Source organism: Methylocystis sp. ATCC 49242, assembly GCF_000188155.2.
Classification (GTDB): domain Bacteria; phylum Pseudomonadota; class Alphaproteobacteria; order Rhizobiales; family Beijerinckiaceae; genus Methylocystis.
Window position 1 is genome coordinate 1,159,251 of the sequence record NZ_KE124774.1, and the last position, 25,005, is coordinate 1,184,255.

At 64.7% G+C, this 25,005-nt stretch carries 24 protein-coding genes and 1 pseudogene; 6 read left to right on the forward strand and 19 right to left on the reverse strand.

Annotated features, from left to right (window positions below):
- Positions 1 to 20: 20 nt before the first annotated feature.
- The 8 genes from MET49242_RS07630 to MET49242_RS07665 all read right to left on the reverse strand — a co-directional run bounded on the left by MET49242_RS07630 (position 21) and on the right by MET49242_RS07665 (position 6,682).
- Positions 21 to 395: a hypothetical protein gene (locus tag MET49242_RS07630; RefSeq protein WP_036281967.1), complete on the reverse strand. Its 375-nt coding sequence runs from the start codon at positions 393 to 395 to the stop codon at positions 21 to 23.
- 69 nt (positions 396 to 464) lie between these two features.
- On the reverse strand, positions 465 to 1,244 hold the full coding sequence (locus MET49242_RS07635; protein ID WP_036281970.1) for a succinate dehydrogenase iron-sulfur subunit: 780 nt from the start codon (positions 1,242 to 1,244) through the stop codon (positions 465 to 467).
- A gap of 28 nt (positions 1,245 to 1,272) precedes the next feature.
- Positions 1,273 to 1,542: an I78 family peptidase inhibitor gene (locus MET49242_RS07640; RefSeq protein ID WP_144259512.1), complete on the reverse strand. Its 270-nt coding sequence runs from the start codon at positions 1,540 to 1,542 to the stop codon at positions 1,273 to 1,275.
- A 58-nt stretch (positions 1,543 to 1,600) separates the two neighbouring features.
- On the reverse strand, positions 1,601 to 3,433 hold the full coding sequence (gene sdhA / locus MET49242_RS07645) for a succinate dehydrogenase flavoprotein subunit (protein WP_036281976.1): 1,833 nt from the start codon (positions 3,431 to 3,433) through the stop codon (positions 1,601 to 1,603).
- Positions 3,434 to 3,477: 44 nt separating this feature from the next.
- Entirely contained in the window at positions 3,478 to 3,873 is a 396-nt protein-coding gene (sdhD, locus tag MET49242_RS07650; RefSeq protein ID WP_036281979.1) for a succinate dehydrogenase, hydrophobic membrane anchor protein, read from the reverse strand.
- A 15-nt stretch (positions 3,874 to 3,888) separates the two neighbouring features.
- Positions 3,889 to 4,296, reverse strand: a complete 408-nt coding sequence (gene sdhC / locus MET49242_RS07655) for a succinate dehydrogenase, cytochrome b556 subunit (protein ID WP_036281981.1) — start codon at positions 4,294 to 4,296, stop codon at positions 3,889 to 3,891.
- Positions 4,297 to 4,497: 201 nt separating this feature from the next.
- On the reverse strand, positions 4,498 to 5,277 hold the full coding sequence (locus MET49242_RS07660) for an outer membrane protein (protein ID WP_036281984.1): 780 nt from the start codon (positions 5,275 to 5,277) through the stop codon (positions 4,498 to 4,500).
- Between the two features lie 190 nt (positions 5,278 to 5,467).
- Complete coding sequence (locus tag MET49242_RS07665) at positions 5,468 to 6,682, reverse strand: MFS transporter (protein ID WP_036281987.1); 1,215 nt, start codon at positions 6,680 to 6,682, stop codon at positions 5,468 to 5,470.
- A gap of 186 nt (positions 6,683 to 6,868) precedes the next feature.
- Here MET49242_RS07665 and alr point away from each other — a divergent pair, with 186 nt between their 5' ends.
- A complete protein-coding gene (gene alr / locus MET49242_RS07670; protein ID WP_036281990.1) occupies positions 6,869 to 8,017 on the forward strand; it encodes an alanine racemase in 1,149 nt (382 codons plus the stop codon).
- 24 nt (positions 8,018 to 8,041) lie between these two features.
- Here the strand turns inward: alr and MET49242_RS07675 are convergent, their stop codons facing one another.
- The 3 genes from MET49242_RS07675 to uvrB form a co-directional block, all read right to left on the reverse strand.
- Positions 8,042 to 8,680 (reverse strand): Maf-like protein, encoded by a 639-nt coding sequence (locus tag MET49242_RS07675; RefSeq protein WP_036281993.1) that lies wholly within the window; start codon positions 8,678 to 8,680, stop codon positions 8,042 to 8,044.
- A gap of 24 nt (positions 8,681 to 8,704) precedes the next feature.
- Positions 8,705 to 8,923 (reverse strand): translation initiation factor IF-1, encoded by a 219-nt coding sequence (gene infA, locus MET49242_RS07680; protein ID WP_016920926.1) that lies wholly within the window; start codon positions 8,921 to 8,923, stop codon positions 8,705 to 8,707.
- Positions 8,924 to 9,083: 160 nt separating this feature from the next.
- Complete coding sequence (uvrB, locus tag MET49242_RS07685; RefSeq protein WP_036281999.1) at positions 9,084 to 11,642, reverse strand: excinuclease ABC subunit UvrB; 2,559 nt, start codon at positions 11,640 to 11,642, stop codon at positions 9,084 to 9,086.
- 115 nt (positions 11,643 to 11,757) lie between these two features.
- Between uvrB and MET49242_RS07690 the strand changes: the two genes are divergently transcribed.
- Positions 11,758 to 12,048: a hypothetical protein gene (locus MET49242_RS07690; RefSeq protein WP_227965231.1), complete on the forward strand. Its 291-nt coding sequence runs from the start codon at positions 11,758 to 11,760 to the stop codon at positions 12,046 to 12,048.
- On the opposite strand, the gene MET49242_RS07695 is transcribed toward MET49242_RS07690, so the two are convergent.
- Both MET49242_RS07695 and MET49242_RS07700 read right to left on the reverse strand, forming a co-directional pair.
- Complete coding sequence (locus tag MET49242_RS07695; RefSeq protein ID WP_051134484.1) at positions 12,025 to 12,657, reverse strand: hypothetical protein; 633 nt, start codon at positions 12,655 to 12,657, stop codon at positions 12,025 to 12,027. The two genes, MET49242_RS07690 and MET49242_RS07695, sit on opposite strands and share 24 nt — an antisense overlap.
- 154 nt (positions 12,658 to 12,811) lie before the next feature.
- Positions 12,812 to 14,692 carry an ABC transporter ATP-binding protein/permease gene (locus MET49242_RS07700; protein ID WP_036282001.1) on the reverse strand — a complete coding sequence of 627 codons (1,881 nt, stop codon included), beginning with the start codon at positions 14,690 to 14,692 and terminating at the stop codon, positions 12,812 to 12,814.
- A gap of 133 nt (positions 14,693 to 14,825) precedes the next feature.
- Here MET49242_RS07700 and MET49242_RS07705 point away from each other — a divergent pair, with 133 nt between their 5' ends.
- Entirely contained in the window at positions 14,826 to 15,422 is a 597-nt protein-coding gene (locus MET49242_RS07705) for a TIGR00730 family Rossman fold protein (protein WP_192815585.1), read from the forward strand.
- Between the two features lie 50 nt (positions 15,423 to 15,472).
- On the opposite strand, the gene cimA is transcribed toward MET49242_RS07705, so the two are convergent.
- The 4 genes from cimA to cysS are packed head-to-tail and all read right to left on the reverse strand — an operon-like array spanning position 15,473 to position 19,179.
- Positions 15,473 to 17,119: a citramalate synthase gene (gene cimA, locus MET49242_RS07710; RefSeq protein WP_051134071.1), complete on the reverse strand. Its 1,647-nt coding sequence runs from the start codon at positions 17,117 to 17,119 to the stop codon at positions 15,473 to 15,475.
- Positions 17,119 to 17,628, reverse strand: coding sequence for a GNAT family N-acetyltransferase (locus MET49242_RS07715; RefSeq protein WP_036282003.1), 510 nt, complete (start codon positions 17,626 to 17,628; stop codon positions 17,119 to 17,121). Before MET49242_RS07715 ends, cimA begins: the two co-directional genes overlap by 1 nt.
- A gap of 2 nt (positions 17,629 to 17,630) precedes the next feature.
- Complete coding sequence (locus MET49242_RS26350; protein ID WP_255679528.1) at positions 17,631 to 17,765, reverse strand: hypothetical protein; 135 nt, start codon at positions 17,763 to 17,765, stop codon at positions 17,631 to 17,633.
- 46 nt (positions 17,766 to 17,811) lie between these two features.
- Positions 17,812 to 19,179 (reverse strand): cysteine--tRNA ligase, encoded by a 1,368-nt coding sequence (gene cysS / locus MET49242_RS07720; protein WP_036282006.1) that lies wholly within the window; start codon positions 19,177 to 19,179, stop codon positions 17,812 to 17,814.
- A gap of 283 nt (positions 19,180 to 19,462) precedes the next feature.
- Here cysS and MET49242_RS07725 point away from each other — a divergent pair, with 283 nt between their 5' ends.
- The gene (locus tag MET49242_RS07725) at positions 19,463 to 19,798 is read left to right on the forward strand and encodes a hypothetical protein (RefSeq protein WP_051134072.1); all 336 of its coding nucleotides are present in this window, start codon (positions 19,463 to 19,465) and stop codon (positions 19,796 to 19,798) included.
- Between the two features lie 8 nt (positions 19,799 to 19,806).
- Here the strand turns inward: MET49242_RS07725 and MET49242_RS07730 are convergent, their stop codons facing one another.
- Positions 19,807 to 20,328, reverse strand: a complete 522-nt coding sequence (locus MET49242_RS07730; RefSeq protein WP_036282008.1) for a CreA family protein — start codon at positions 20,326 to 20,328, stop codon at positions 19,807 to 19,809.
- Positions 20,329 to 20,648: 320 nt separating this feature from the next.
- On the opposite strand from MET49242_RS07730, the gene MET49242_RS07735 reads away from it, so the two are divergent.
- Positions 20,649 to 21,785 (forward strand): DUF2865 domain-containing protein, encoded by a 1,137-nt coding sequence (locus MET49242_RS07735; RefSeq protein WP_036282012.1) that lies wholly within the window; start codon positions 20,649 to 20,651, stop codon positions 21,783 to 21,785.
- Positions 21,786 to 21,831: 46 nt separating this feature from the next.
- Here the strand turns inward: MET49242_RS07735 and cckA are convergent, their stop codons facing one another.
- On the reverse strand, positions 21,832 to 24,348 hold the full coding sequence (cckA, locus tag MET49242_RS07740; RefSeq protein ID WP_036282015.1) for a cell cycle histidine kinase CckA: 2,517 nt from the start codon (positions 24,346 to 24,348) through the stop codon (positions 21,832 to 21,834).
- A gap of 288 nt (positions 24,349 to 24,636) precedes the next feature.
- Here cckA and MET49242_RS26095 point away from each other — a divergent pair.
- Positions 24,637 to 25,005 (forward strand): annotated as a pseudogene (locus MET49242_RS26095) (flagellar biosynthetic protein FliO); the annotation flags it as partial.

Sequence of the window (25,005 nt, forward strand, 5' to 3'; positions counted from 1 at the left end):
CAGCGCCGGCGCTGTAGAAATCAGAAGGGGAGCCCCACGGACATATTGCCGGAGGGCGAGACGCCGACCGGCACCGAACCCTTCGGCGGGGCGGCGGTCGTCGGAGCCGGATCCTTGTCGGTCTTCGGCGGCGCCTTGCCGGGCGACCAGCCCTCCAGCTCGCCGAACTGGCGGTTCGGGCCGCCCTGCTGCGCGCCCGGCTTGCCGGCGGCCTGCGGCGCGGGAGCGGCCGCCTTCTTGCCCTTGCGTTTGGTGGTCACCGAGGCCGCGCCCGACGCGTCGAGCGCGTTGGGGTCGAGCTGGAGCTCCTGCGCGAGCGCGCCCTGTGCGCCGGCGCCGATCACAAAGGCGGCGATTAAAAGCGGACCGCGAAAACGACGCGCGCGAAGACGCATGGCTCATATCTCCGTGGACGAGTGAGCCGTCCTAAACCGGCTCAGGGGCGGGATCAAGGCGCCAGACCGTCACTGCTCCGAGCGGGCGATCGCCATGTTCTTCAGCTCCGCGATCGCCTTGGCGGGCTCCAGATGCTTCGGGCAGGCCTTCGTGCAGTTCATGATGGTATGGCAGCGATAGAGGCGGAAGGCGTCGTCGACATAGCCGAGCCGCTCGTCTGTCGCCTCGTCGCGGGAGTCCGAAATCCAGCGATGCGCCTGCAGCAGCGCCGCCGGGCCGAGATAACGGTCGGAGTTCCACCAGTAGCTGGGGCAGGACGTCGAGCAGCAGGCGCAGAGAATGCACTCGTACAACCCGTCGAGCTTTGCGCGTTGCGCGGGCGTTTGCAGCCGCTCCTTCTCGGGATCGGGCCCGGCCTGCAGCCAGGGCTCGATCGCGGCGTGCTGCTCGTAGAAAATCGTCAGATCCGGCACGAGGTCCTTCACGACGCCCATATGCGGCAGCGGATAGAGCTTTATGACGCCCTCGATCTCGTCCATGCCCTTGGTGCAGGCGAGCGTGTTCGTGCCGTCAATGTTCATCGAGCAGGAGCCGCAAATGCCTTCACGGCAGGAGCGGCGGAAAGTCAGCGTCGGATCGATCTTGTTCTTGATCCAGATGATCGCGTCGAGAACCATCGGCCCGCAGTCGCCCGTATCGACGAAGTAAGTGTCGATGCGCGGATTGGCGTCGCTGTCGGGATTGTAGCGATAGATGCGGAACTCGCGGACGTTCGTCGCGCCCTCCGGGCGAGGCCAGACCTTGCCTTCGGTGATGACGGAGTTCCTGGGAAGGGTGAATTCGACCATCGTGATCCCTGCCTGCGCCTCGTCTGCTTCAGTTGCAGCTCAGTTCTGTTATGCGGCCCGTCGAGCGGTCGTAGACGACCGTCAATCGCTGCGCGCTGAAATCCATCGTCGCCGGACATGTCGAACAGACATAGCGAACGTCGATCGTGCGAATGCGTTGCAGTTCCTTCACCGGCTTGCCGATGAAGCGTTCCAGCCCCTCCGCCTCGCAGGTCGAGAGATCCAGCGCGGCGGCGGGCGCGGCGAAGATGAGAGAGAAAGGCGCCGCGAGAGACGCCGCCACGCTCCATGCCCGCATTGCCTACCCTTCCATTCGCGTCATGCGGCCCGCGCCCGGGGACGCGCGCTTTGCCGCGTCAATAGACGCGCGCCTTGGGCTCGATGTAATCGACTTCGTTCGTCATCGTATAGCTGTGCACCGGACGGTAATCGATCGTCGTCGTTTTTTGATCGCGGTCGATGGTCGCGAGCGTGTGCTTCATCCAGTTCGCGTCGTCCCGGTTCGGGAAATCCTCGCGGGCGTGAGCGCCACGCGATTCCTTGCGGTTCGCCGCCGACTCCATGGTCGTCACCGCCTGGACGATCAGATTGTCGAACTCCAGCGTCTCGACGAGGTCGGAGTTCCAGATCAGCGAGCGATCGGAAACCTTCACATCGGCCACCGCGCGCCAGACATCGTTGATGCCGGCGACGCCCTCCGCCAGCACTTCGCCGGTTCGATAGACGGCGCAATGCGATTGCATCGTGCGCTGCATCCTGTCGCGCAGCTCCGCGGTGGGCGTGCCTCCGCTGGCGTGACGGAAACCGTCGAGACGCGAGAGCGGCAGCTCCAGGGAATCGGCCGGCAGCTCCTGCTGGGTCTCGCCGGGCTTCACGAGCTCGGCGGCGCGCTGGCCCGCCGCGCGGCCGAAAACGACAAGGTCGATGAGCGAATTTGAACCGAGGCGGTTCGCGCCATGCACGGAAACGCAGGCCGCCTCGCCAATGGCCATCAGGCCGGGCACCACCGCGTCCGGATTGCCGTCGACCTTGCGCAGCACTTCGCCGTGATAATTCGTCGGAATGCCGCCCATGTTGTAATGCGCGGTTGGAATGATCGGAATCGGCTGGCGCGTCACGTCGACGCCCGCGAAAATCTTGGAGCTCTCCGAAATGCCCGGCAGGCGCTCGTGAAGGATCGCCGGGTCGAGATGCTCCAGATGCAGATAGGCGTGGTCCTTGTGCTTGCCGACGCCCCTGCCCTCTCGCACCTCCATCGTGATGGCGCGCGAGACCATGTCGCGCGGCGCAAGGTCCTTCACGGACGGCGCGTAGCGCTCCATGAACCGCTCGCCCTCGCTGTTGGTGAGGTATCCGCCCTCGCCGCGCGCGCCCTCGGTGATGAGGCATCCCGCGCCGTAAATGCCGGTCGGGTGGAACTGCACGAACTCCATGTCCTGCAGCGGCAGGCCGGCCCGCAGCACCATGCCGCCGCCGTCGCCCGTGCAGGTGTGCGCGGAAGTCGCGGAGAGATAGACGCGCCCATAGCCGCCCGTCGCGAGCACGGTCAGGCCGGCGCGGAAGCGGTGGATCGTGCCGTCATCCAGCTTCAGGCACACGACCCCGCGGCAGGCGCCATCGGAATCCATGATGAGGTCGATGGCGAAATACTCGATGAAGAACTTCGTCTCATGCTTCAGCGCCTGGCCATACATGGTGTGCAGCATGGCGTGGCCGGTGCGGTCGGCGGCGGCGCAGGTGCGTTGCGCGGGCGGGCCCTTGCCGAAGTCGGTGGTCATGCCGCCGAAGGGGCGCTGATAGATCTTGCCCTCTTCCGTGCGCGAGAAGGGCACGCCCCAGTGCTCGAGTTCGTAGACGGCCTGCGGGGCGTTGCGGCACAGATATTCGATCGCGTCCTGGTCACCGAGCCAGTCGGAGCCCTTGACGGTGTCGTACATGTGCCATTTCCAGTCGTCCGGCCCCATGTTGCCGAGCGCCGCGGCGACGCCGCCCTGCGCCGCGACCGTGTGCGAACGGGTCGGAAAAACCTTGGTCACGCAGGCGACGTTGAGCCCCGCCTTGGCGCAGCCGACGACGGCGCGCAGGCCGGCTCCGCCCGCGCCGACCACCACCACGTCAAAGGTGTGGTCGACGACCTGATAGGCCCGGCCGCTGACCGACACGGAAGAAGCAGCGCCATTCGCAACCATTGTCGAAACCTTTGTTCTTATCGTTATCCCGGCTGTCGCGCGGCTTACTTCGGCGCGGCGATGAGCAGGATCGCCAGAGTCCATGCAGCGGCGATCGCGATCGCCGCCCATTTGTTCGCCTTGTGCGCCCGCTCTTTCAGCGCTTCATCGTGCACGTAGTCGACGATGATCTCGTTCATGCCGTGATAGGCATGGATCATGCCGATGACCGCGAAAGCGAGCAGGACGATCGCCGGAACCGGCCGGCCGATCTCGGCGCGCACGCCCTCCAGCGGCTTGCCGACGACGCCGACGAGCCACCATGCCGAAAGCGCGCCCAGCGGGGCCAGCGCATAGGCCGACAGGCGCATGAAGCGGGCGTGCACGGAGCCTTCATGGTCCGAGACATAGGCGGCTCCGGGGCCGGTGCGCCCGCTCTTGAAGTGAGTCGGAATCGACATCGAATGCGCCTCCGTTCAGCCGACGAGAGATTTCAGAACCCAGACCAGCAGCGTCAGCGTCACGCCGCCGCCGAGCGTCGCCTGAGCGAGAAATTCGCGACCCTTGGGGTCCATGTAAAGCCCGCGGTCCCAAAGCGCATGTCGTACGCCGCCGAGCAGGTGATGAAAGATCGCCCAGGTGACGAGAAAGACGATCAGCCCGCCGATGAAGCCCGATCCGAGCCACGAGAAAGCGCTAAAAACCCAGCCGCCCATCGCCGCGCCGAGCAGGAACAGCGCCAGCAGCGCCATGCCGACATAAAGACCGGCTCCCGTAATGCGATGCGCGATGGACATCATCATCGTCAGCATCGGCTTGTAGACGGAGAGGTGCGGCGACAGCGGACGCTTCGCGGCGAGCTTGTCGAGTTCGACGTTGGCCATGTCCTATCCCTCTCGCGTTTCTCGGAATTCCTACCCGAGAACGACTCCAGACTGGATAATTCAATTGTTGCGGCGCCGCAACCATATGCTTCGCGCAAATGCGTCGCGAGCGCCAGCGTCAAAGCCCAAAAAAGACAAAAGCCTCGCTTTGCGAGGCTTTTGCTTTTGTAGTCATTGCTCGATCGGGAGCTCGCCCGTCGATCAGTAGCTGGCCAGCACCGGAGCGGCCATGCCCCAGTTGAGATGGTAGTTCACGCCGGCGCGGACCGTGTGCATATTCACGCGCTGGCTCGCGAGGTTGGTGCCGCCCCACTGATCGGCGCCGATGCTCGTGTAAAGATACTCGACCTTGGTCGACCAGTTCGGCATGAAGGCCCACTCGACGCCGCCGCCAACGGTCCAGCCCGTGCCGACCGCGCGCAGATTGCCCAGCCAGCCGTTGTTGATGCGGATTTCGCCGTAAGCGAAGCCGCCCGTGCCGTAGACCAGGAACTGCTGCCAGCCCGGGAGCGTCACGCCGAGGCGGCCGCGAACCGTGCCGAAGTAATCGACGCCGCGCGAGGCTCCGCCCCAGAGGACCGGCAGGCCGGCGAAGCCGAGCCCCCAGCCATTGTTGACGCCGCTGGCGCCGATGCTGGTGCCCTGGAAATCGGCCTCAACGCCGGCGACCAGCCACGACCAGAGCTGATAGTTGTAACCCGCCTGAACGCCGCCGGAGACGCCGGCGTTAGAGAAGTTGGTGGCGGCGATCTGGGTCGCGTTGATCCAGCCAAAGCCCGTCCACGCCGGACCCCAAGCGTCATAGTTGTAACGGTCCAGCCACGAGCCGCCGATGTTCACACCGCCATAAAATCCGGTCCAGGAGAAGGCCGGCGGCGGCGGGACGTAAACCGGGGCTTCCTTGCGCGACGGCAGATCGGCCGCAAAAGCCGAGGCTGCGGAAAAGGTTGCAGCCGCAATGGCCAAAGAAACATATTTCATCGGAGCTACCTCGCTTCCATGGGTAAATGCTGCTGTCGCATTCAATCCAGAACGGGCCGGATCAATCCGGCGATGAAGGAAGACTAAATGCCTACAACCGATTTTTGGATTGATATTAATCAAATTAACCCTGCGCCCGGCTCGATTTCGCCTGTTTGTTGCATCAAAGCAACATGAATCATGGGCTTGGCTAATGCGCCTTAAAGTGTCGTTTTTTCTGAATTATCAACAAGCCTAGCGAAGATCCGGCCGCACAGACTCCGCCAGCGGTGAACGTCGCCCAAGGACCATATGCGTCCCACAACTCCCCCGCCGCGAGGCTCGCGACGAGCAGAGCGACGCCGCCGGTCAGGTTGAAAACGCCGAAGGCCGTGCCACGAAGCGCCGCAGGAGCCGAATCGGCGACGAGCGCCGCGAGCAGACCCTGCGTCAGCCCCATGTGCAGGCCCCAGAGCAAAACCCCAATCGAAACAACTGGCAGCGTCTCTGAAAAAGCCAAAGTCGCGTCGGCGACGATCAATGCGACAAGACCGGCGATCAGCGGCGTGATTCGATCGCCGCGATCGGAAAACGCGCCGACGGGATAGGACGCCGCCGCGTAGACGACGTTCATCGCGACAAGCACGAGCGGCGCCAGCGCGTCCGGCAGACCCACCGCCTGCGCCTTCAGGATCAGAAAGGCCTCGGAGAATCGCGCGAGACTGAACACGGTCGAGACCGCCACGACGAGCCAGAAGGCGCCGCCCAGCCCGCGCAGCTCCGCGATATGAAGCGGAAACCGCGCCGGCCGCGCGAGGCGGGTCGCAACGGGCTCGCTGACGCCCAGCGCCAGCACGAGAACCGCGAGCACGGCCGGAATCGCCGCGATCCAGAAGACCATGCGGATGTCGTTGAAGGTCCACCACATCGCCAGCACCGCGACGGCGGGACCGAGAAAGGCGCCGACCGTGTCGAGCGACTGGCGCAGGCCGAAGGCGGCGCCCCGCAAATGCGGAGGCGTCACGTCCGCGACCAGAGCGTCGCGCGGCGCCCCGCGCACGCCTTTCCCCACCCGGTCGAGAAAGCGCGCAGTCGTTATCCATGCGACATTGGGCGCGAGCGGAAACATCGGCTTCGTCGCCGCCGCTAGTCCATAGCCGATGACGGCGAGGAGCTTCCGTCTGCCGAACCAGTCGGAAACGGCGCCGGAGAAAATCTTGACGATGGAAGCAGTCGCCTCGGCCACGCCCTCGATGGCGCCGACCGCCGCCATGCTCGCCCCCATGGCGCCGACGAGATAGATCGGCAGCAGCGCATGAATCATCTCGGATGAGAAATCCATCAGCAGCGACACGACGCCCAGCGCCCAGACGCTGGAGTGAATCTGCCGCAGCCGTGTGAGGCTGAAGGTTTTGCCGCCGCTCATGTCGTTATCCCGCGCGGATGTGTTTGCGCGGCTTCTAGCACGATTGCAGGAAGCGGGACGAAGCCCCGTGATCGTTAGATAAAACAAGGTCGGCGCAAAAAGGCGAAGGTCACGTTGGAGCGGCACCGTGGCCCGAAAGCCTCCCGCCATCTGACCGCCGTGTTTTTTCGCCTATGATGCCGGCCCATGGGAATCATCGCACCCGCCGAGCGCCTCCTCACCCACGTCGACCGCCTCGATCCGGTCGAGACCGGGCTGCTCACCGTCGATCTTTCGGCGCTCGTTTCCAATTGGCGGGCGCTGTCGACGCTCGGCGGCCAGGCGGAATGCGGGGCTGTCGTCAAGGCGGACGGCTATGGGGTCGGCCAGATCCCTGTCATGCGCGCGCTGCTTGCCGCCGGTTGCCGGACGTTTTTCGTCGCCACCGTCGTCGAGGGCGAAACGGCCAGAGCCCTTGCCCCAGAGGCGACCATCTATGTGCTCGACGGCGTCGCGCCCGGCTGCGCGCTGCGGCTCGCGGCTGCCCGGCTGCGCCCGGCGATCGGCTCCTTCGCGGAGCTCGAGGAATGGGCTGCCGCCGGCCGCACGCTCGGCCGCAAGCTGGAAGCCGCGATCCATTTCGATACGGGCATGAACCGGCTGGGCTTCTCTCCCGCCGACGCGGCGGATGTGGCCGAGCGGGCGAAGGCCATCGCGCCGACAGTGGTGATGAGTCACCTCTCGACCTCGCAAATTCCTGAGGCCCCGGTCAACGCCCGTCAGATCGCCGCCTTCGAGGAAACGCGGCGGCATTTTCCTGGTCTTGCCGCGTCCATGGCCAACTCCTCGGCCGTGTTTCTTCCCGAGAAGCCGCATTTCGAACTCACCCGTCCTGGCTATGCGCTTTACGGAGGCAATCCCACGCCCGGCGCCGCCAATCCGATGCGCGCCGTGGTGAGCCTTCACGCCCGTATCATCGCCATGCGCGACCTCGCGCCCGGGGATTGTGTCGGCTACGACGGTATCTGGACCGCGGCCCGCCCGTCCCGCGTCGCGACCATCGGCGCCGGCTACGCCGACGGCCTGCCGGTCTCGGCGACGGCCGCGCCAAAGAAACCAGCCGGCGAGGCAATCGTCGGCGGCGTGCGCTGCCCCTTCATCGGCCGCGTGTCGATGGATTACATCGTGCTCGATGTGACGGACGCGCCGCGAGAGGCGGCGCAGCGCGGCGCGTGGGTGGAATTGCTCGGGGAAACCATCGACGTAGAGGAATTGGCCGGCCGCGCGCGGACCATCGGCTATGAAGTGCTCACGCGCCTTGGCCGGCGATACGCGAGGCGTTACGTCGGAGAGTAGTCCGGCGCGCCCCTCGGGCTCGCCTCACGCCTTCTCGAACCATGGCGTGAGGACAGGATAACCCTCCCCCGCGAGCAGAGACACCGTCTCGTAAAGCGGCAGGCCGACGACCGCCGTGTAGGAGCCGACGAGCTTCACGACGAAGACGCCCGCGAGGCCCTGAATGGCGTAGCCGCCGGCCTTGCCGCGCCATTCGCCGGAGGCGAGATAGGCGTCGACCTCCATGGCGCTCAATCGCTTGAACCGCAGCCGCGCCTCGACGAGGCGCTTACGCTCGTATCCCTTGGGCGTGATCATGCTCACCGCCGTGTAGACGCGATGCTGGCGGCCGGAGAGCAGCTGGAGACATTCGTCCGCGTCTTCCGTCGTCTCGGGCTTGGGCAGAATGCGCCGCCCGACCGCGACGACCGTGTCGGCGGCGATGAGATAGGCGTCCTTCAGGTCGGGATGCACAATCTTGACCTTCGCCGCAGCGGCTGCTTTCTCGCTCGCCAGACGAATCGCGAGCGCGCGGGGCGATTCGCCGCGATGCGGCGTCTCGTCGATGTCGGCGGGCAAAAGCGCGTCGGCCTCCAGCCCCGCCTGCTGCAACAGCGCCAAGCGGCGCGGCGAGGCCGAGGCCAGGACGAGTTTTGCGCGGGGGGCGGCGGGTTCGGCTGTCACGGGTCGAGGCTCCGCCGAAAGGGATTACCGGAAGCGATAAGTGATGCGGCCCTTCGTGAGATCGTAGGGCGTCATTTCCACGAGGACCTTGTCGCCTTCGAGCACGCGGATGCGGTTCTTGCGCATCTTGCCGGCCGTATGGGCGATGATCTCATGATCGTTCTCGAGCTTCACGCGAAACATCGCGCTCGGCAACAGTTCGGTGACGATTCCGGGAAATTCGAGCAGTTCTTCCTTGGCCATGTGGTTCCTTCTGGAGCGCAATCCGCTGAAAAGGAAACCGGTTCAGCCGACGGGCGCATCAACGCAAATACCCGCTTCCCCGGATTCGGGGAGCGGACTTGGCGCGGAAACTAATCGAGATTGCAGGATTTGTGAACCGGAGAGTTTCAAGGCGCCGTCGCTACTTCGGCTTCCCCTTCACCGTCCGCGTTCCCGGCTTCCCCCCGCTCGACCGCCCTGCCGGGCGTGGCGGGGCGATCCGCCCCAATGGCCGCGCCTCGCCGCCGCCGAAATTGTGGGGCCCCATGTCGGCGTCGGTGGGCTTGCGCGCGCGGGTGCCCGCGGGGCCGTCGCCCCCCGCCCTCGCCTGACGCGACAGGGAGATGCGCAGCATCGGGCTCGCCTCGGCCAGCAGCTCCGCCTTCTGCAATCGCTGGATTTCGTCGCGCAGCCGCGCCGCCTCCTCGAAGGCCAGATCGGCGGCGACCTCCTTCATGCGCTTTTCGAGATCGGCGATCGTCGCCGCGAGATTGTGGCCGGGTGCGATGTCGAAGCCGGTGTCGACCGTCACATGGTCCTGCTCGGCGACGCTGCCGAGAATGTCGGCGATGCCGCGCTTGATGGACGCAGGCGTGATGTTGTTTTCAATATTATACGCCTGCTGCTTGGCGCGACGGCGTTCTGTTTCGTCCATCGCGCGCTTCATCGAGCCGGTGATGTGATCGGCGTACAGGATCACGCGGCCGTCGACGTTACGCGCGGCGCGACCGATGGTCTGCACCAGCGAGGTTTCGCTGCGCAGAAAGCCTTCCTTGTCCGCGTCGAGAATGGCGACGAGCCCGCATTCGGGAATGTCGAGCCCCTCGCGCAGCAGGTTGATGCCCACGAGCACGTCGAAGGCGCCGAGTCGCAGGTCGCGGATGATCTCGATGCGCTCCAGCGTGTCGATGTCGCTGTGCATGTAGCGCACGCGCACGCCGTTCTCGTGCAGATATTCAGTGAGGTCCTCGGCCATGCGTTTCGTCAGCACCGTCACGAGCGTGCGATAGCCGATCTGCGAGGTCGCGCGCACTTCGTCGAGAAGGTCATCGACCTGCGTGCGGGCGGAACGCACCTCGACGGGCGGATCGATGAGGCCCGTCGGGCGAATGACCTGCTCGACGAAAACGCCGCCGGTCTGCTCCAGCTCCCAATTGCCTGGCGTCGCCGAGACGGACACGGTCTGCGGGCGCATCGCGTCCCATTCCTCGAAACGCAGCGGGCGGTTGTCCATGCATGACGGAAGGCGGAAACCATATTCGGCCAGCGTCGCCTTGCGGCGGAAGTCGCCGCGATACATGCCGCCGATCTGCGGGATGGAGACATGGCTTTCGTCCGCGAAGACGAGCGCATTGTCGGGCAGATATTCAAAGAGCGTCGGCGGCGGCTCGCCGGGCTTGCGGCCGGTGAGATAGCGCGAATAATTCTCGATGCCTGCGCAGGCGCCCGTCGCCTCCATCATCTCCAGATCGAAGCGTGTGCGCTGTTCGAGCCGCTGCGCCTCGAGCAAGCGGCCGGAACGATTCAGCTCGTCGAGCCGCGCGCGCAATTCATCCTTGATCGCCTTGATCGACTGCAGCAGCGTCGGCCGCGGCGTGACATAGTGCGAATTGGCGTAAATCTTCACAAATTCGAGATCGACGGTCTTCTTGCCCGTGAGCGGGTCGAATTCGCAGATCGACTCCACCTCGTCGCCGAAGAAGCTGACGCGCCAGGCGCGGTCCTCATAGTGGGCCGGGAAAACATCGACCGTGTCGCCCCGGACGCGGAAGGTTCCGCGCGTGAAATCCGCCTGCACGCGGCGGTAATGCAGGGCGACGAGATCAGTCACGAGCTGGCGCTGCTCCAGCTTCTCGCCGAGCTGCACGGAGAAAGTCATCGCGGTGTAGGTCTCGACCGAGCCGATGCCGTAAATGCAGGACACGGACGCCACGATGATGACGTCGTCGCGCTCCAGCAGCGCGCGCGTCGCCGCGTGGCGCATGCGGTCGATCTGCTCGTTCACCGAGGACTCTTTCTCGATGTAGGTGTCCGAGCGCGGCACATAGGCTTCGGGCTGGTAGTAGTCGTAATAGGAGACGAAATATTCGACGGCGTTGTTGGGGAAGAAGCTCTTGAACTCGCCGTAGAGCTGCGCCGCCAGCGTCTTGTTGGGCGCGAGGATCAGCGCCGGGCGCTGCGTCGCGGCGATGACGCTCGCCATGGTGAAGGTCTTGCCGGAGCCCGTGACGCCGAGAAGCACCTGATCGCGCTCCTGCGCCTCGATACCCTTCACCAGCTCCGCGATCGCCGCCGGCTGGTCGCCCTTTGGCGTATAGTCGGACACGAGCTCGAACTTGACGCCGCCCTCGGACTTCTCGGGACGTTCCGGCCTGTGCGGAACCCAGGGCTTTTTGTCGCGCAGATTCGGGTCGCCGAGGCGAAGCAGGTCGGCGAGACTGTCGGCCGTCGCCTGCACGCCTCCGCCCTGAGGCGGCGAGTCGCCCAAAACCCATTTCGGTATTTCCTGGTCGTCGAGCCCCGTGAGATTCGTGGCGTCGTAACTCGCCTGCGGAATGTCCCCAAAACCGGGCGCCAGCGCGGGATTGAGCAACTGCGCCAGATGTGGCGCGAGCGGCGCGACCTCGGGTTTCGCCGCCTTGGCGCGGGTCGGCCGCGCGGGGTCCTTCTTCGGAGCGTCTTTCCTGGGAGCTTTGGACATGGCCGCAATATGGGGCCGATGGCGCGGAGATGGAAGCCGGACGCCACAGACTTTGCTTTTGAGCGCCCTCACGCGCTAGACTTGTCATCGACCGCCTGACGAGAGAGCGACCGACATGCGCAAGGGCAAGAGCGAATTGACCAATCTCTTCACCGAGACCGTCGCGATGAGCTGGGCGGCCCATACGGTCATCGCCATGCGTCTGACCAAGATCGCCTTTGGCGGCGTCGACGCCACGCGCGAGAGCAGGCTCATGGTGACCGAGAAAGTGGAGGCCGCCGCGGAGGCGACGCTGCAGGCTGCGCAGAGCGTCCTGACCGGGCAGGCGCATCGCGCGCCGGGCCGCGCGATGGCCGTCTACAAGAAACGGGTCAAGCGGAACTTACGTCGACTGACGAACGGGTGACGTCTCGGGCTTGGCCTCTGAATCTTCCGGTTGGGCTTTGGGCTGCGGCGGCTTCCGCGTCGCATTGCCGCGCCGCCAGACGCCAAACCCGGCTGCGGCCGCGAATGCGACGAGCGCGCCGCCAGCCATCACCCATTCCGTCGATTCGCCGACCGAGAACTGATACTGGCCGACATATTCCTTCAATCCGTCCTCGCTCGTCGCGCGCACGAGCGTGATGTAATCGCCCTCTTCAGCGAAGTTATGCGTGAAGCTCGCCGTGCCCGTTTTGACGAGATGCTTGCCCGCCGGAAGCATAGCGACGGTATTAACGTCGAGATCGTCTCGCCAGTCCTTCTGCCCGACGTCACGGAGCACGCGGACCTCGATCCTCATGTCGCGCAGCTCCGGCTGCCGCGCGTCGAGGATGAGCATGGTCGGTCCCGTACCGGGCACATGCTGGCAGAAAATCTCGTCGCTCTTGTTCTCCTGAAAGGCGCTGAACATCATTTGCGTCGGCCCGACGCTCATGACGCAAAAACGGGGATGCTCGGCCTTGATCTGGGCCTGGGCGCCCGTGGAAACGGCGCTGAGCGCCGCCAGCGAAGCGAACAGAAGTGTTTTCAGCATCAGACGCTCCCGATTCAAGGCATCCAACATCCCCGCATGGCGAGGATGCGAATGACCAGCGTGCAGCGCCGCCTGACTTCGATCAAAGTGCGTTTTTCGCCAAAAGCCGCCGCAAATCCGCCAACGTGGAGCGCCGACGGGATGCGTCGCGGCGTCACTCGACCTCCTCCCGCTCGGCCTCCAGGAGCTTCGCGCGGGCTTCCGCAGCCTCGCGCTGGCGATTCCACATACCCGCGTAATGGCCCCCGAGCGCGAGCAACTCGCTATGCGTCCCGCACTCGATGATGCGGCCGTGGTCGAGGAAGAGGATTTCATCCGCGTCCACGACTGTCGAAAGGCGGTGCGCGATGACGAGCGTCGTGCGGCCTCTGGCGACGCGACGCAGCGCCTCCTGAATTTCATGCTCGGTGAAACTGTCGAGCGCCGAGGTCGCCTCGTCGAGAATGAGGATCGGCGGACCTTTGAGGATCGTCCGCGCAATCGCGACGCGCTGCTTCTCGCCGCCGGAGAGCTTCAAGCCGCGCTCGCCCACCTGCGCGTCATAGCCTCCCGGCACGCTCTCAATGAAACGGTCGATCTGCGCCAGCCGCGCCGCCTCGCGCACTTCCTCGTCCGTCGCGTCCCAGCGGCCATAGCGGATGTTGTAGCCGATGCTGTCGTTGAACAGCACCGTATCCTGCGGCACCATGCCGATCGCCGCGCGCAGGCTGACCTGCGTCACGTCGAGAATGTCCTGCCCGTCGATGGTGATCCGCCCGCCCTGCGGTTCGTAAAAACGAAACATCAAACGCGAGATGGTGGACTTGCCGGCGCCTGAAGGGCCGACGATGGCGATGGTCTTGCCCGGCGCCGCCTCGAAGCTGACGCCCTTCAGGATCGGACGATTGGCGTCATAGTGGAAAAACACATTATCGAAGACGATGTGACCCTCGCGCACGACGAGCGGCCGGGCGTCAGGCTTGTCGGAAATTTCCGGGCTGCGCGCGAGGATCGAGAACATGGTCTCGATGTCGATGATCGCCTGACGCACCTCGCGATAGAATGTGCCCATGAAATTCAGCGGCTGGGCAAGCTGGATCATCATGGCGTTGATAAGCACGAAGTCGCCGATGCTGTTGCGGCCGTCACGAATGCCGTAGACACACATCACCATCATCATCGTCAGGCCGATGATGTAGATCACCGTCTGTCCGGCGTTTAGGACCGCGAGCGACACATAGGAATGTGTGCTCGCCTTCTCGTAGTGGATCATCGACTTGTCGTAGCGCGCCGCCTCACGCGCCTCGGCGCCGAAATATTTCACGGTCTCGTAGTTGAGCAGACTGTCGATCGCCTTCTGGTTGGCGTCCGTGTCGCTCTCGTTCATCTGACGCCGGATGGCGATGCGCCAGTTGGTCGCCATCGTCGTATAGGCGAAATAGGCTGCAAGCGTCGTGATCAGCACGAGGCCGTAGCGCCAGTCGAACTGATAAAGAAACACGCCCAGCACCAGCAGCATCTCGATCAGCGTCGGCGCGCCGGTGGACATGATGAGGCGTGAGAGCGTTTCAATTGCGTTGCGCCCGCGCTCCAGCACGCGCGTGAGCCCGCCGGTCTTGCGGCTGATGTGAAAGCGCAGGGACAATTCGTGCATATGCACGAACAGGTCCGTGGCCAGACGACGTACAGCGTTCATCGCCACCGCGGCAAAAATGCCGTCGCGCGCCTGCATGAGAATGACCGCGGTGATGCGGATGCCGCCCATCAGCAGCGTGAAGCCGACCGCGCCGAGCCCCACCGCCGCAACCACGCCATCGCCGCCAGCGGCCAGCGCGTCCGTCGCCCATTTGAAGGCGTAGGGCGTGAGCGCGTTGAACATCTTGCTGATGAACAGCAGCACGAAGACGATCGCGACGCGTCGCTCCAGATCACGCCGCCCGCGCGGCCAGATATAGGGCCACAAATGGCGGATGGTCTTGAAGAGCGAGGCTTCCGACAGAGGCGCGTCCGCGGGAGCGCCGTGAGCGCTCGAGTCGCGCTGGCCAATTCTGAGCATTCGGGTTCCGGTGCTGGTGATGAAAACGCCTCGGTCGAGGCCTAGGGTGTCATATATGACGTTTGGGCCGGTTTCGCACCCCGCTTGACGCCTTCGGCTTCAGCGCGCGACAAGGCGCTACATGAGACACGACATGCACGACATAAAAAATATTTGCGTTTATTGCGGTTCGGCTGAGGGCGACGATCCCCGCTACGCCGCCGCTGCTGAGGCTTTCGGGACCGCGCTGGGGCGCGCGGGCGTCGGACTCGTTTATGGCGGCGGCAATTGCGGCCTGATGGGCGTCGCCGCGCGCGCGACGCTCGAAGCCGGCGGCCGCGTGACCGGCGTCATCCCGGATTTCCTCGACGACCGCGAAATCGCGGCGGAGGGTCTCACTGAGCTCCTCGTCGTGGAGGACATGCACACGCGCAAACGTGTGATGTTCGAGCGCTCCGACGCTTTTGTCGCCCTGCCCGGCGGCGTCGGCACGCTGGAGGAGCTCGCCGAACAGCTCACCTGGATCCAGCTCGGCCGCCACACCAAGCCCCTCGTCATCGCCAACATCGGCGGCTTCTGGCGCCCGCTGCTGTCGCTCCTCGCGCATATGCGCAATACGGCTTTCATCCGAGAGGGATATGACGTGCATTACATGGTGGCGGAGCGCATAGAGGACGTGTTGCCGATGATCTTCGCGGCGGCGCGCCGAACGCCGGAGATAGCGGCGACGGCAGTGACCGAGAGGATGTAGGCTGTCGTCGGGCCCCTGCCCCGCCAACGCGGGACAGGGCGGGGCTTTCGCTAGATCGTCCCCCAGAGCGGATCGTGCTTTGACGCAGTATATTTGTGCTCGTCGGGCCGTGCGCCCGACATCATCAGCTTATAATTGATCGCGTCGACCAGCGCCTCGAAAGACGCGTCGATGACATTCGCCGATACGCCGACGGTGGACCAGCGATTGCCCTCGTCATCCGCACATTCCACCAGCACGCGCGTCACGGCGTCCGTGCCTCCCTGAAAGACGCGCACGCGATAATCGACGAGCCGCACGTCGTCGATGAAGCGCTGATAGGCGCCGAGGTCCTTGCGCAATGCGAGGTCGAGCGCATTGACGGGACCATTGCCCTCGGCCGCCGAGATGCGCGTCTCCCCATGCACATTGATCTTGACGATCGCCTCGGCGCCCCTGTCCTCGAAGCCGTTGCGCGCGAAACGGCGATCCACCGCGACGCTGTAGCGCTCGATGTCGAAATAATGCGGCGCCTCGCCCATCACGCGCTTGGCGAGCAGGAAGAATGAAGCATCGGCGCCTTCATAGGCGTAGCCCTGAGCCTCCTTCTCCTTTACCTCGTCGAGAAGGCGCGTCAGGCGCGGGTCGTCCTTGTCGAGCGCGACGCCGAGACGCGTCAGCTCCGAGATGATGTTGGAGCGCCCCGCCTGATCCGACACCAGCACGCGGCGCGTATTGCCGACCGTCTCCGGCGGCACATGCTCGTAGGTGCGCGGATCGGTCAGCACGGCCGAGGCGTGAATGCCGGCTTTGGTCGCGAAGGCGCTGGCGCCGACATAGGGCGCATGGCGGTTCGGCGCACGGTTCAGCAATTCGTCGAGCGCGTGGCTGATGCGGGTGAGGTGTGTCAGCTTCTCGCGCGTCACGCCGATCTCGAAGCGCGAAGCGAACTCGTCCTTCAGCAGCAGCGTCGGGATGATCGTCGTGAGATTGGCGTTGCCGCAGCGTTCGCCGAGCCCGTTGAGCGTTCCCTGAATCTGCCGTGCGCCGGCGCGCACGGCGGCGAGAGAATTTGCAACCGCCTGCCCCGTGTCGTCGTGGCAATGCACGCCGACGCGCTCGCCCGGAATGATTTTTACGACTTCCGTAACGATGCGTTCGACCTCATGCGGCAGCGTGCCGCCATTGGTGTCGCAAAGCACAATCCAGCGCGCGCCCGCGTCATAAGCCGCCCTGGCGCAGGCGAGCGCATATTCGGGATTGTCCTTGAAACCATCGAAAAAATGCTCGCAATCGACCGCCGCCTCCTTATTGCGCGCGACCGCCGCTCTTACGGATTGCGTAATTCCCTCGAGGTTGTCCTCTTCCGTGGAGCGTAACGCGACCTTGACCTGATAGTCCCAGCTCTTGGCGACAAAAGTTACAGCGTCGGCGGAGCTGTCCAGCAGCGCCGCGACGCCGGGGTCGTTCTCGACCGAGCGCCCCTGTCGCCGCGTCATGCCGAAGGCCGAAAAGCGGGCGCGCATCTTCGGCCGCGCCGCGAAGAACTCCGTGTCCAGCGGATTGGCGCCGGGATAGCCGCCTTCGACGTAATCGATGCCGAGCTCGTCGAGCATGGCGGCGATCTGCCGTTTGTCGTCGAGCGAGAAATCGACGCCCGTCGTCTGCGCGCCGTCGCGCAGCGTCGTGTCGTAAAGCGTCACGCGTTGCTTCGTCATCAATGCGGTCTCCCGGCGGCCGGCGCAGCCAGTTCCTTGGTCATGGTGGTGTTGCCGAGCCATTGCCCGGCGATCGTCACCGTATTGCGTTGCTGCGCGACATAACCGCGGGCGGCGAAAAAGTCCCGTGCGGCGTCGGAGGCGTCGACCGTCAGTTTCTTCGCTCCCCGAGCGCCCGCGAGCTTTTCGATCGCTTCCGCAAGCGCCGAGCCGACGCCCTGACCCGCGAGATCGGGACGCACATAGAGCATGTCGAAAAGCCTGTTGTCCTTGAGCGACGCAAAGCCTGCGATGGCGCCGTTGACGAGCGCGATGATCGTGAGACCGCTCGCAAGACGCGCGGCGAACGCCGCTTCGTCATCCGCCGCAGACGCCCAGGCCTCGCGCTGATCGTCGTCATAATCGTCGGCGGCAAGCGTCTCTATGCTCGCGCGAAACAGCGCCGCCAGCGGCGCCGCATCGGCGGGGAGAAAGGGCCGCAAACCGGGCGTCGTCGCACTATGCGCCATTGTCAGACGACATCGAATGCGCGCAGCAAATGCCACGCGATAAAGGCCGCGAAGGCGAGCACGAGCAGTTTGAAAATAAGATAGACGAGCCAATGGCGCTTGAACGGCAGCGTCTTTTTCCAGTCGTTATTGGACATGTCTACGCTCCATTGGTTCGTTTGCAGAATAGATGGAAGGAAACTTTCACCGCTTCACCTCCCATGTCGTCGTGCCGTCCTTGTTGTCCTTGAGCGCAATGCCCATGGCGGCGAGTTCGTCGCGGATGCGATCGGACTCGGCCCAGTTTTTTGCCGCGCGGGCGGCGAGGCGGGCATTTATAAGAGCGCCAATGGCGGCGGCATCCACCCCCCGTCGCGTCTCGCGTTCGATCCATTGCACATAGCTTCGAGCGTCAATGCCGACGAGCATCAATGCGTCATCAAGCAGGCGGGGGTCGAACACACTATGAAGGAAACTCATGGCGAGAGGGGTGTTGAGGTCATCCTTCAGAGCACCGACGAATTGACCAAAGAAGTCACTACTATCGCCAGTAGTCTCGCCAGCCTCAATAAACTCCGCCCATCGCCGCAAACTCGTCTCCGCCTCCTCCAGCGCCTTCACCGTCCAGTCGATCGGCTGCCGATAATGCGTGCGCAGCATCGCGAGGCGCAGCACTTCGCCCGGCCATTTCCTCCCGCCGAATTTCTCCGTGTGCAGCAACTCGTGGATCGTCACGAAATTCCCCAGGCTCTTGGACATTTTCTCGCCCTCGACCTGCAGGAATCCGTTATGCATCCAGTAATTCGCCATCACGTCGTGATCGAAGGCGCAGCGTGATTGCGCGATCTCGTTTTCATGATGTGGAAAGACGAGATCGATGCCGCCGCCGTGGATGTCGAATGTTTCGCCGAGATGCTTCCACGACATTGCGGAGCATTCGATATGCCAGCCCGGACGGCCCCTGCCCCACGGGCTGTCCCAGCCCGGCTCGTTCTCCTTCGATGGCTTCCACAGCACGAAATCCATGTCGCCGCGCTTGTAGGGCGCGACGTCGACGCGCGCGCCGGCGAGCATTTCGTCGAGCGAACGGCGCGACAGCCGGCCGTAATCCTTCATCGACGGCACGTCGAATAGCACATGGCCGTCGGCCGCATAGGCGTGGCGAGACGCGATCAGCCTCTCGATGATCGAAATCATCTCGGCAATGTGCTCGGTCGCGCGCGGCTGCACCGTGGGCTCGAGGCAGCCGAGCGCGCGAACGTCCTCCTGAAAGACCCTGTTGGTCTCCTCGGTCAGCTCCCGAATGGAAATCCCACGCTCGGCGGCGCGCGCGTTGATCTTGTCGTCGACGTCGGTGATGTTGCGGACATAGGTGACGTGATCGGCGCCGTAGTGATGGCGCAGCAGCCGGTAAAGCACGTCGAAGACGATCAGCGGACGCGCATTTCCGATATGCGCATAGTCATAGACCGTCGGCCCGCAGACATACATGCGCACGTTGGACGCGTCGAGCGGGCGAAACTCCTGCTTCTCGCGTGCGAGCGTGTTGTAGATCCTGAGCGTCTGCGACATGCAATTCCCCAATAGGCCAATGCCGGCCGGGGCGTCGTTTCATGTCGTTTGATGAGACGTGACGGCTCCGGCCAGCGGTGGGCGCTAGCTGATAATAATCCGGCCACAAATTCGGAAACGGAGCGTCATGGCGCGACCATGCGCCCGGAGCGCATCCGCGTCAAGCGCGACCCGCCGCCGCATTAAGGCGAGATCGTGGCGACTTAACGCATATTTTACCGCGTCCCGCTACCTCTGGAGGCCGTCCGCGCCCTTGTTTTCGCGGCTTAAAGTAGGCCCCCCCATGTTCATGCCGTCAAAATTCGAAGGTTCGGTCTGGCCGCGTCTGCTCGCGCCCCTGCTCGCCGGCCTGCTGGTCAGCGCAGCCTATCAATCCGGCGCCCAGGCGGAGACCGCGGCGACCTATGTGATTTCGGATCAGGACGGCTATGGCGTGCTGGAGTGTCTCACGCAGCAGTCCGAATGCGGCAAGATCGTCGCCGACGCCTGGTGCGAGTCCCACGGCCACGGCCCCGCGCGCGCCTATGGCCGCGCCGAGGACGTCACCGCCGCCATTCATTCGGATACGGCCCGCACGCCGGCTCAGGCCGGCGCGGCGGTCGTCTCCTGCACGGACTGATCAGCCCCTCACCTCACGAAGTCGGCGCATTTCGGAACCTCGGTCTGGCCGCCCCACGGCTGGATCGCGATGGTGGACGTGGAGTTTTCGGGCGAGCCTTCTACCAGCTTGTCCGAATAGACCATGTAAACAAGGACGTTGCGCTTCACGTCGCAGCCGCGCGCAATCTGCATGCGCTTGAACAGCAACGACCGGCGCTCGCTGAAGACCAAATCTCCCTGACCAAACTTTTCCTTGAACTTGATCGGCGCATACTGGCTGCAGGAGAGCGAGACTTCCGAGGTCTGCTCGGCGACCCCGAACATGCCCGCGACGCCGCCCTTTTCATGCGCCGTGTAATAGCAGGCCACGCCCTCGACGAGGGGGTCGTCGACGCCATAGGTGGCGAGTTTGTCGTTGGGGGTCAGGAGCTTGAAATCGGTCGACTTGCGAAAGATGAGGTCCGGCCCGTTTTGCGCGTCGGCATGGGTTGCGCTTGCCAGCGCGGCGACGGCGATCGAAAAAATTGCAGCGAAACCGGAACGTTTCATAGGTTAATCCTCCAAGTCGACGCCGCGGATATGGGCGAGTTCGAGCGGCAAGGGAAGAGCCCGAACCTTCGGGGAGACAAAAAAATTGTTGCGCCGCCGCAGGAACACGGGTGACGAAACCTGTCGCGAGCCTCGCCTTTTTGCGGACATGATGCGCGTGACAATCATGGCCGCTATCATGCGAGGCGCGATTAGGCGAGTATGAACAAAAGCGTAGCGATTTGGCGATTCGCGCGGCGGGTGGGCGCGTCACCCGGACGGCCCTGTCCTGCGAGGTCCGGCCCCAACCGGTCGCCATCCCTCAGAAGCCAGAGAAATTCATGAGGCCAAACTTGGGGCCGAGGTTTTCCCACGGGTTTTCAGTCGTCGCATGGCTTGCGACCATGCTGGCGGCCGCCGGAACGCCGACAGGCGGCGCGCGCGCCGAGAGCGCCTATTGCGCCGATCTGCGGACGCAGATCGCACGGGCGACCGCGGACGGCGCCGCCGCCCGCTACCGCGCCGCCGCCGCGAAGCAGCGCGCGGAATACGGCCGGCTCGCCGCGCGCGGGCGCGCCATGGGCTGCGACCGCGAACAATTCCTGTTCTTCGGCGATCCGCCGCCGCCGCAATGCGCTGGCCTCAACGCCCGACTCAGCGCCCTGCGCGGCAGCATCGCCGCCTATGAGCAGGGCGCGGCCGACGACAGCCAACGCCAGGCGCTGGCTGCGCGCTACGAGGCCGAGTGCCGCAATCCCCGTGTCATGCCCGCGCGCGTGCCGCAGCCGCGCAATTTCTTCGAAGAGCTGTTCGGCGTCGCGCCGCCCAATGACGCCAGCGGCCTGCGCGAAGTTCCCGTCGGCCCCGTCGAGCCCGAGCCGCGCGACCCCTATGACGAAAGCGATCAGAGCGACGAGCGGCCGCGCGGCGGCTCGCAGGCGCTTTGCGTTCGCAGTTGCGACGGCGGCTTCTTTCCGCTGAATTATACGGCCAAAAACTCTAATCTCGACGATTTGAACGCGCTCTGCAAAGCGCTTTGCCCGAATGCGGAGGCGAAGCTCTACACCCGCGCGCCATGGAGAGACCTCAACGAGGCCGTCTCCATAGAGGGCGAGCCCTATTCCGATCACCCCAACGCGCTGAAATTCCAGAAGACTTATGACGCCTCCTGCGGCTGCAAGCCCCCGGGGCAGAGCTGGGCGGAGGCGCTCGCCGAGGCCGAGCGGATCATCGCCGAGCGAAACAGCAAGGACCAGATGGTCACCGCCGAGCAAGCGGAGCAGATGTCGCGGCCGCTCACATCCGCCGACCCGCGCGCGAAAAAAACCAGGGCGCAGCCGCCGGGGGGCGCGCAAGGGAACGAGGCCTTGCGGGGAACCGCCCCCGCTACCGACGACGCCTCTGGCGAGGTCTACCGCGAAGTCGTGGGGCCGGACGGCGTCAAACGCCGCGTGCGGGTAGTAGCGCCAATGTTGTAAGCGCGTCGGCTACAGCCGATCCGGCGAACGCCGCTGCTTGCGCCGATTAACCCAAATGCGACTTCACCGTCTCGATCAACTGCTTGATCGAGAATGGCTTGGGCAGGAAGCCGAAGTCGCCCTCCGGCAGGTTTTTGGCGAAAGCCTCTTCCGCATAGCCGGAGACGAAGATCACCTTGGCGTCGACGCCACGCTTGCGCAGCTCGGCGAACATTGCGGGGCCGTCCATCTCCGGCATGACCACGTCTGAGACGATAAGGTCGATCTTGCCGCCGACCTCCTCCACCAGTTCCAGCGCCTCGAGGCCGGTCGCAGCCTCCAGCACCGTGAAGCCGCGCGATTTGAGGGCGCGCGCTCCGATCGCGCGCACGGCGTCTTCGTCCTCGACGAGGAGCACGACGCCCTGCCCCGTGTAATCTGCGGCGGCCTTCGGCGCGTCCGCCTTCTGGGACTGCTCCTTTTCCTCCGGCACATGGCGCGGCAGGAAGATGCGGAAGATCGTCCCGCGCCCGACTTCGCTGTCGACGAAGATGAAACCGCCGGACTGCTTGATGATGCCGAACACGGTCGATAGCCCGAGGCCAGTGCCCTTTCCGACCTCCTTGGTGGTGAAGAAGGGCTCGAAGATCTTTTCCTTCACCTCCGGAGGGATGCCGCTTCCGCTGTCCTCGACCTCGATCAGCACATAATCGGCCGACGGCAGCTCCGGCTCGTTGAAGCCGGCGCAATCCGCCTTGGGGGCGTTCCGGGTGCGAATCTGCACGCGCCCGCCCGTCTCCGGCATGGCGTCGCGGGCGTTGACGACGAGATTGATGATGACCTGCTCGAATTGCGTGATGTCCGCCTTCACGAACCACAAGTCGCGGCCGTGGCGCAGGTCGAGTTCGTTCTTCTCGCCGACGACGCGGCGCAGGAGGATTTGCAGCTCCGAAAGCGCGTCGCTCAGCTGCAGCACCTGCGGACGGAGGGTCTGGCGGCGCGAGAAGGCCAGCAATTGCCGCGTCAGCCCGGCGGCGCGATTGGCCGTCTCCTTGATCTGGCGAATGTCCCGGAAGGCCGGATCGGTCGGACGATGGCTGGAGAGCAGCAGGTCGGAATAGCCGATGATCGCCGTCAGCATGTTGTTGAAATCATGCGCGATGCCGCCCGCGAGCTGGCCCACGGCGTTCATCTTCTGCGACTGCGCGAATTCCTCCTGCAGCTTGCGCTGTTCGCTCGTATCGAGGGCGTAGATCATCGCGCCCTTCTTGCCGGCGTCTTCGGCCGGCGAGACGAAAAAGCGCGCCGAGCGCGGCGCGGCGCCGTCGTCGAAGGCGACATTCACCGGGCGAATGTCGCTCTTGCCCTCCACCGCGTCCTGTATGGCGCTGCGCAGAGAGGCGCTGTCGCGTTCGTTCAGATCGGCGAGCACCGCCCATGGCGCGCTGTCGCTCCCTTGCCCGCCTTTCAGCGCCTGCGGAAGCAGCCGGGCAAAGGCGGCGTTGGAGCCGAGCAGGCGCCCCTCGGCGTCGAGCGTGGCGATGGCCATCGGCGTCGAGTTGAAGAAACGGGCGAAGCGCACTTCGGCGGCGCGCAAATTGTCCTCGGGCTGCTCGCCGGCGGCGCGGTTGAGCACCAGCGTGCGCGAGGCGCCGGCGGCGCCGTCCTGCCCGAAGGCCACCTGATGCAGCAGCCGCACCGGCAGAGAGCGCCCGTTACGGCAACGCAGATCGAGGTCGATCTGCTCCGTCTTCACCTCGCCGGGCGATCCAGCCACCGCGGCCAGCAGCGCCGCGCCGTTGTTGGCGATGACAGTCGACAGCGTCGCGCCGCCCGAGCCGACCTGCGTCAGATCGTAACCGAGCCAGCCGGCGAGCGTCTTGTTCATATAGGAGATTTCGCCGTCCGGCCCGACGGAGAAGAAACCTGCCGGCGCGTGATCGAGGAAGTCGATCGCGTGCTGGAGCTCCTGAAAGACATTCTCCTGCCGCTGGCGATCGGCGGTCACGTCGGCGACGGCCCAAAGCGCGGCGCGCGGCCCGGCTTGCGGCAGCGGACGCACGCGGATGCGGTACCACCCGAAGGGGCCGAGGCCGGTGAGCGGCGGCGAAAGGCGCAAATCCTCGACATGCGCCGTCCCCGCGCGGGCTGCCTGGGCGAGGCGATAAATCGCTTCCGAGACTTCCGGCGGGCCGGAGAACAGTCGCTCGACCGCTTGCAGTCCCGCGGCGTCTCGCGCGCCGCAGAGCGCCATATAGGCTTCGTTGGCGTAGACGATCTGCAAATCGCCCTTGGTGACGAGCAGGCCCTCGCCCGATGTGTCGGCGATGAGTTTGGTGACGTCGTTGCGGGCGACGCGGGTGGAGAACTGGATGAGGCCGACGGCGTAGGCGAAAAGAAAAAATATTCCGGCCACGCCGAAAAGCGCCAGCGCGAGCATCATGAAACGCGGCGCCAGAGACGCCGGCGCCAGAAAATATACGCCGAGCACCGCGACGATCGCGACGGCCAAAGCCATCACGAGGCCTGCGTTTCCGGGCCGCTCGTTTCGGTCAAATGCAGACGGCGCCGCCCGCTCGGTCATCACTATAGGCCCCGCGTGTAGAGCCCGAACGCCGCTTCCGCGAGGTCGCCGCGGGCGATTCGGTCTCGCCCACAGAATAATGCTTAACGAAAAAGAGTCGAAACGCCGTCCAGTTTTCCCCAAGCCTTTAGATCGCGCGCTTCGGCAGATTCGCTCGAAACATCGGCGATCGGGGGAGCAATGGCGAGGACGTCGGGGTAAAACGCCCCTGACTTCATCGACATTTGTTAACCATTCGTTAACCTTTCGGCGCCGCTTGCCAGAAAAGATGCTAAATTGGCGAGGTTCATGCGCGTTCGAACGAGAGACTTGCTGTTCATGCCCGAGAAATTCTCACAACTGCTCCCCGTACTCGGAGCAATCGTGGCGTTCCTGTTCGCCGCGCTCCTGGTGCTTTACATCTTCCGGCTCCTGTTCGGACGAAAAATTCGCGCGCCGGGGGCCCGCAATCGCCCGCGACGCCTCGATGTCGTCGATGTGTTCGATCTCGACCGCGAGCGTCAGCTCGTCATCGTTCGTCGCGACAACATCGAACACCTCCTCCTGATCGGCGGACCGAACGATGTTCTCGTCGAAGCGACGATCAATCGCGTCGAGGGCGCGATCGGCCGTCCGGCCGAATCGCGGCCCGTTCCTCAGCCCGCCGCTGGCTGGCCG

Excerpts from the sequence above, each read along its gene's own strand:
- MET49242_RS07630 (WP_036281967.1), bottom strand. The coding sequence starts at position 395 with ATGCGTCTTCGCGCGCGTCGTTTTCGCGGTCCGCTTTTAATCGCCGCC.
- MET49242_RS07635 (WP_036281970.1), bottom strand. The coding sequence starts at position 1,244 with ATGGTCGAATTCACCCTTCCCAGGAACTCCGTCATCACCGAAGGCAAG.
- MET49242_RS07640 (WP_144259512.1), bottom strand. The coding sequence starts at position 1,542 with ATGCGGGCATGGAGCGTGGCGGCGTCTCTCGCGGCGCCTTTCTCTCTC.
- sdhA (WP_036281976.1), bottom strand. The coding sequence starts at position 3,433 with ATGGTTGCGAATGGCGCTGCTTCTTCCGTGTCGGTCAGCGGCCGGGCC.
- sdhD (WP_036281979.1), bottom strand. The coding sequence starts at position 3,873 with ATGTCGATTCCGACTCACTTCAAGAGCGGGCGCACCGGCCCCGGAGCC.
- sdhC (WP_036281981.1), bottom strand. The coding sequence starts at position 4,296 with ATGGCCAACGTCGAACTCGACAAGCTCGCCGCGAAGCGTCCGCTGTCG.
- MET49242_RS07660 (WP_036281984.1), bottom strand. The coding sequence starts at position 5,277 with ATGAAATATGTTTCTTTGGCCATTGCGGCTGCAACCTTTTCCGCAGCC.
- MET49242_RS07665 (WP_036281987.1), bottom strand. The coding sequence starts at position 6,682 with ATGAGCGGCGGCAAAACCTTCAGCCTCACACGGCTGCGGCAGATTCAC.
- alr (WP_036281990.1), top strand. The coding sequence starts at position 6,869 with ATGGGAATCATCGCACCCGCCGAGCGCCTCCTCACCCACGTCGACCGC.
- infA (WP_016920926.1), bottom strand. The coding sequence starts at position 8,923 with ATGGCCAAGGAAGAACTGCTCGAATTTCCCGGAATCGTCACCGAACTG.
- uvrB (WP_036281999.1), bottom strand. The coding sequence starts at position 11,642 with ATGTCCAAAGCTCCCAGGAAAGACGCTCCGAAGAAGGACCCCGCGCGG.
- MET49242_RS07690 (WP_227965231.1), top strand. The coding sequence starts at position 11,758 with ATGCGCAAGGGCAAGAGCGAATTGACCAATCTCTTCACCGAGACCGTC.
- MET49242_RS07695 (WP_051134484.1), bottom strand. The coding sequence starts at position 12,657 with ATGCTGAAAACACTTCTGTTCGCTTCGCTGGCGGCGCTCAGCGCCGTT.
- MET49242_RS07700 (WP_036282001.1), bottom strand. The coding sequence starts at position 14,692 with ATGCTCAGAATTGGCCAGCGCGACTCGAGCGCTCACGGCGCTCCCGCG.
- MET49242_RS07705 (WP_192815585.1), top strand. The coding sequence starts at position 14,826 with ATGCACGACATAAAAAATATTTGCGTTTATTGCGGTTCGGCTGAGGGC.
- cimA (WP_051134071.1), bottom strand. The coding sequence starts at position 17,119 with ATGACGAAGCAACGCGTGACGCTTTACGACACGACGCTGCGCGACGGC.
- MET49242_RS07715 (WP_036282003.1), bottom strand. The coding sequence starts at position 17,628 with ATGGCGCATAGTGCGACGACGCCCGGTTTGCGGCCCTTTCTCCCCGCC.
- MET49242_RS26350 (WP_255679528.1), bottom strand. The coding sequence starts at position 17,765 with ATGTCCAATAACGACTGGAAAAAGACGCTGCCGTTCAAGCGCCATTGG.
- cysS (WP_036282006.1), bottom strand. The coding sequence starts at position 19,179 with ATGTCGCAGACGCTCAGGATCTACAACACGCTCGCACGCGAGAAGCAG.
- MET49242_RS07725 (WP_051134072.1), top strand. The coding sequence starts at position 19,463 with ATGTTCATGCCGTCAAAATTCGAAGGTTCGGTCTGGCCGCGTCTGCTC.
- MET49242_RS07730 (WP_036282008.1), bottom strand. The coding sequence starts at position 20,328 with ATGAAACGTTCCGGTTTCGCTGCAATTTTTTCGATCGCCGTCGCCGCG.
- MET49242_RS07735 (WP_036282012.1), top strand. The coding sequence starts at position 20,649 with ATGAGGCCAAACTTGGGGCCGAGGTTTTCCCACGGGTTTTCAGTCGTC.
- cckA (WP_036282015.1), bottom strand. The coding sequence starts at position 24,348 with ATGACCGAGCGGGCGGCGCCGTCTGCATTTGACCGAAACGAGCGGCCC.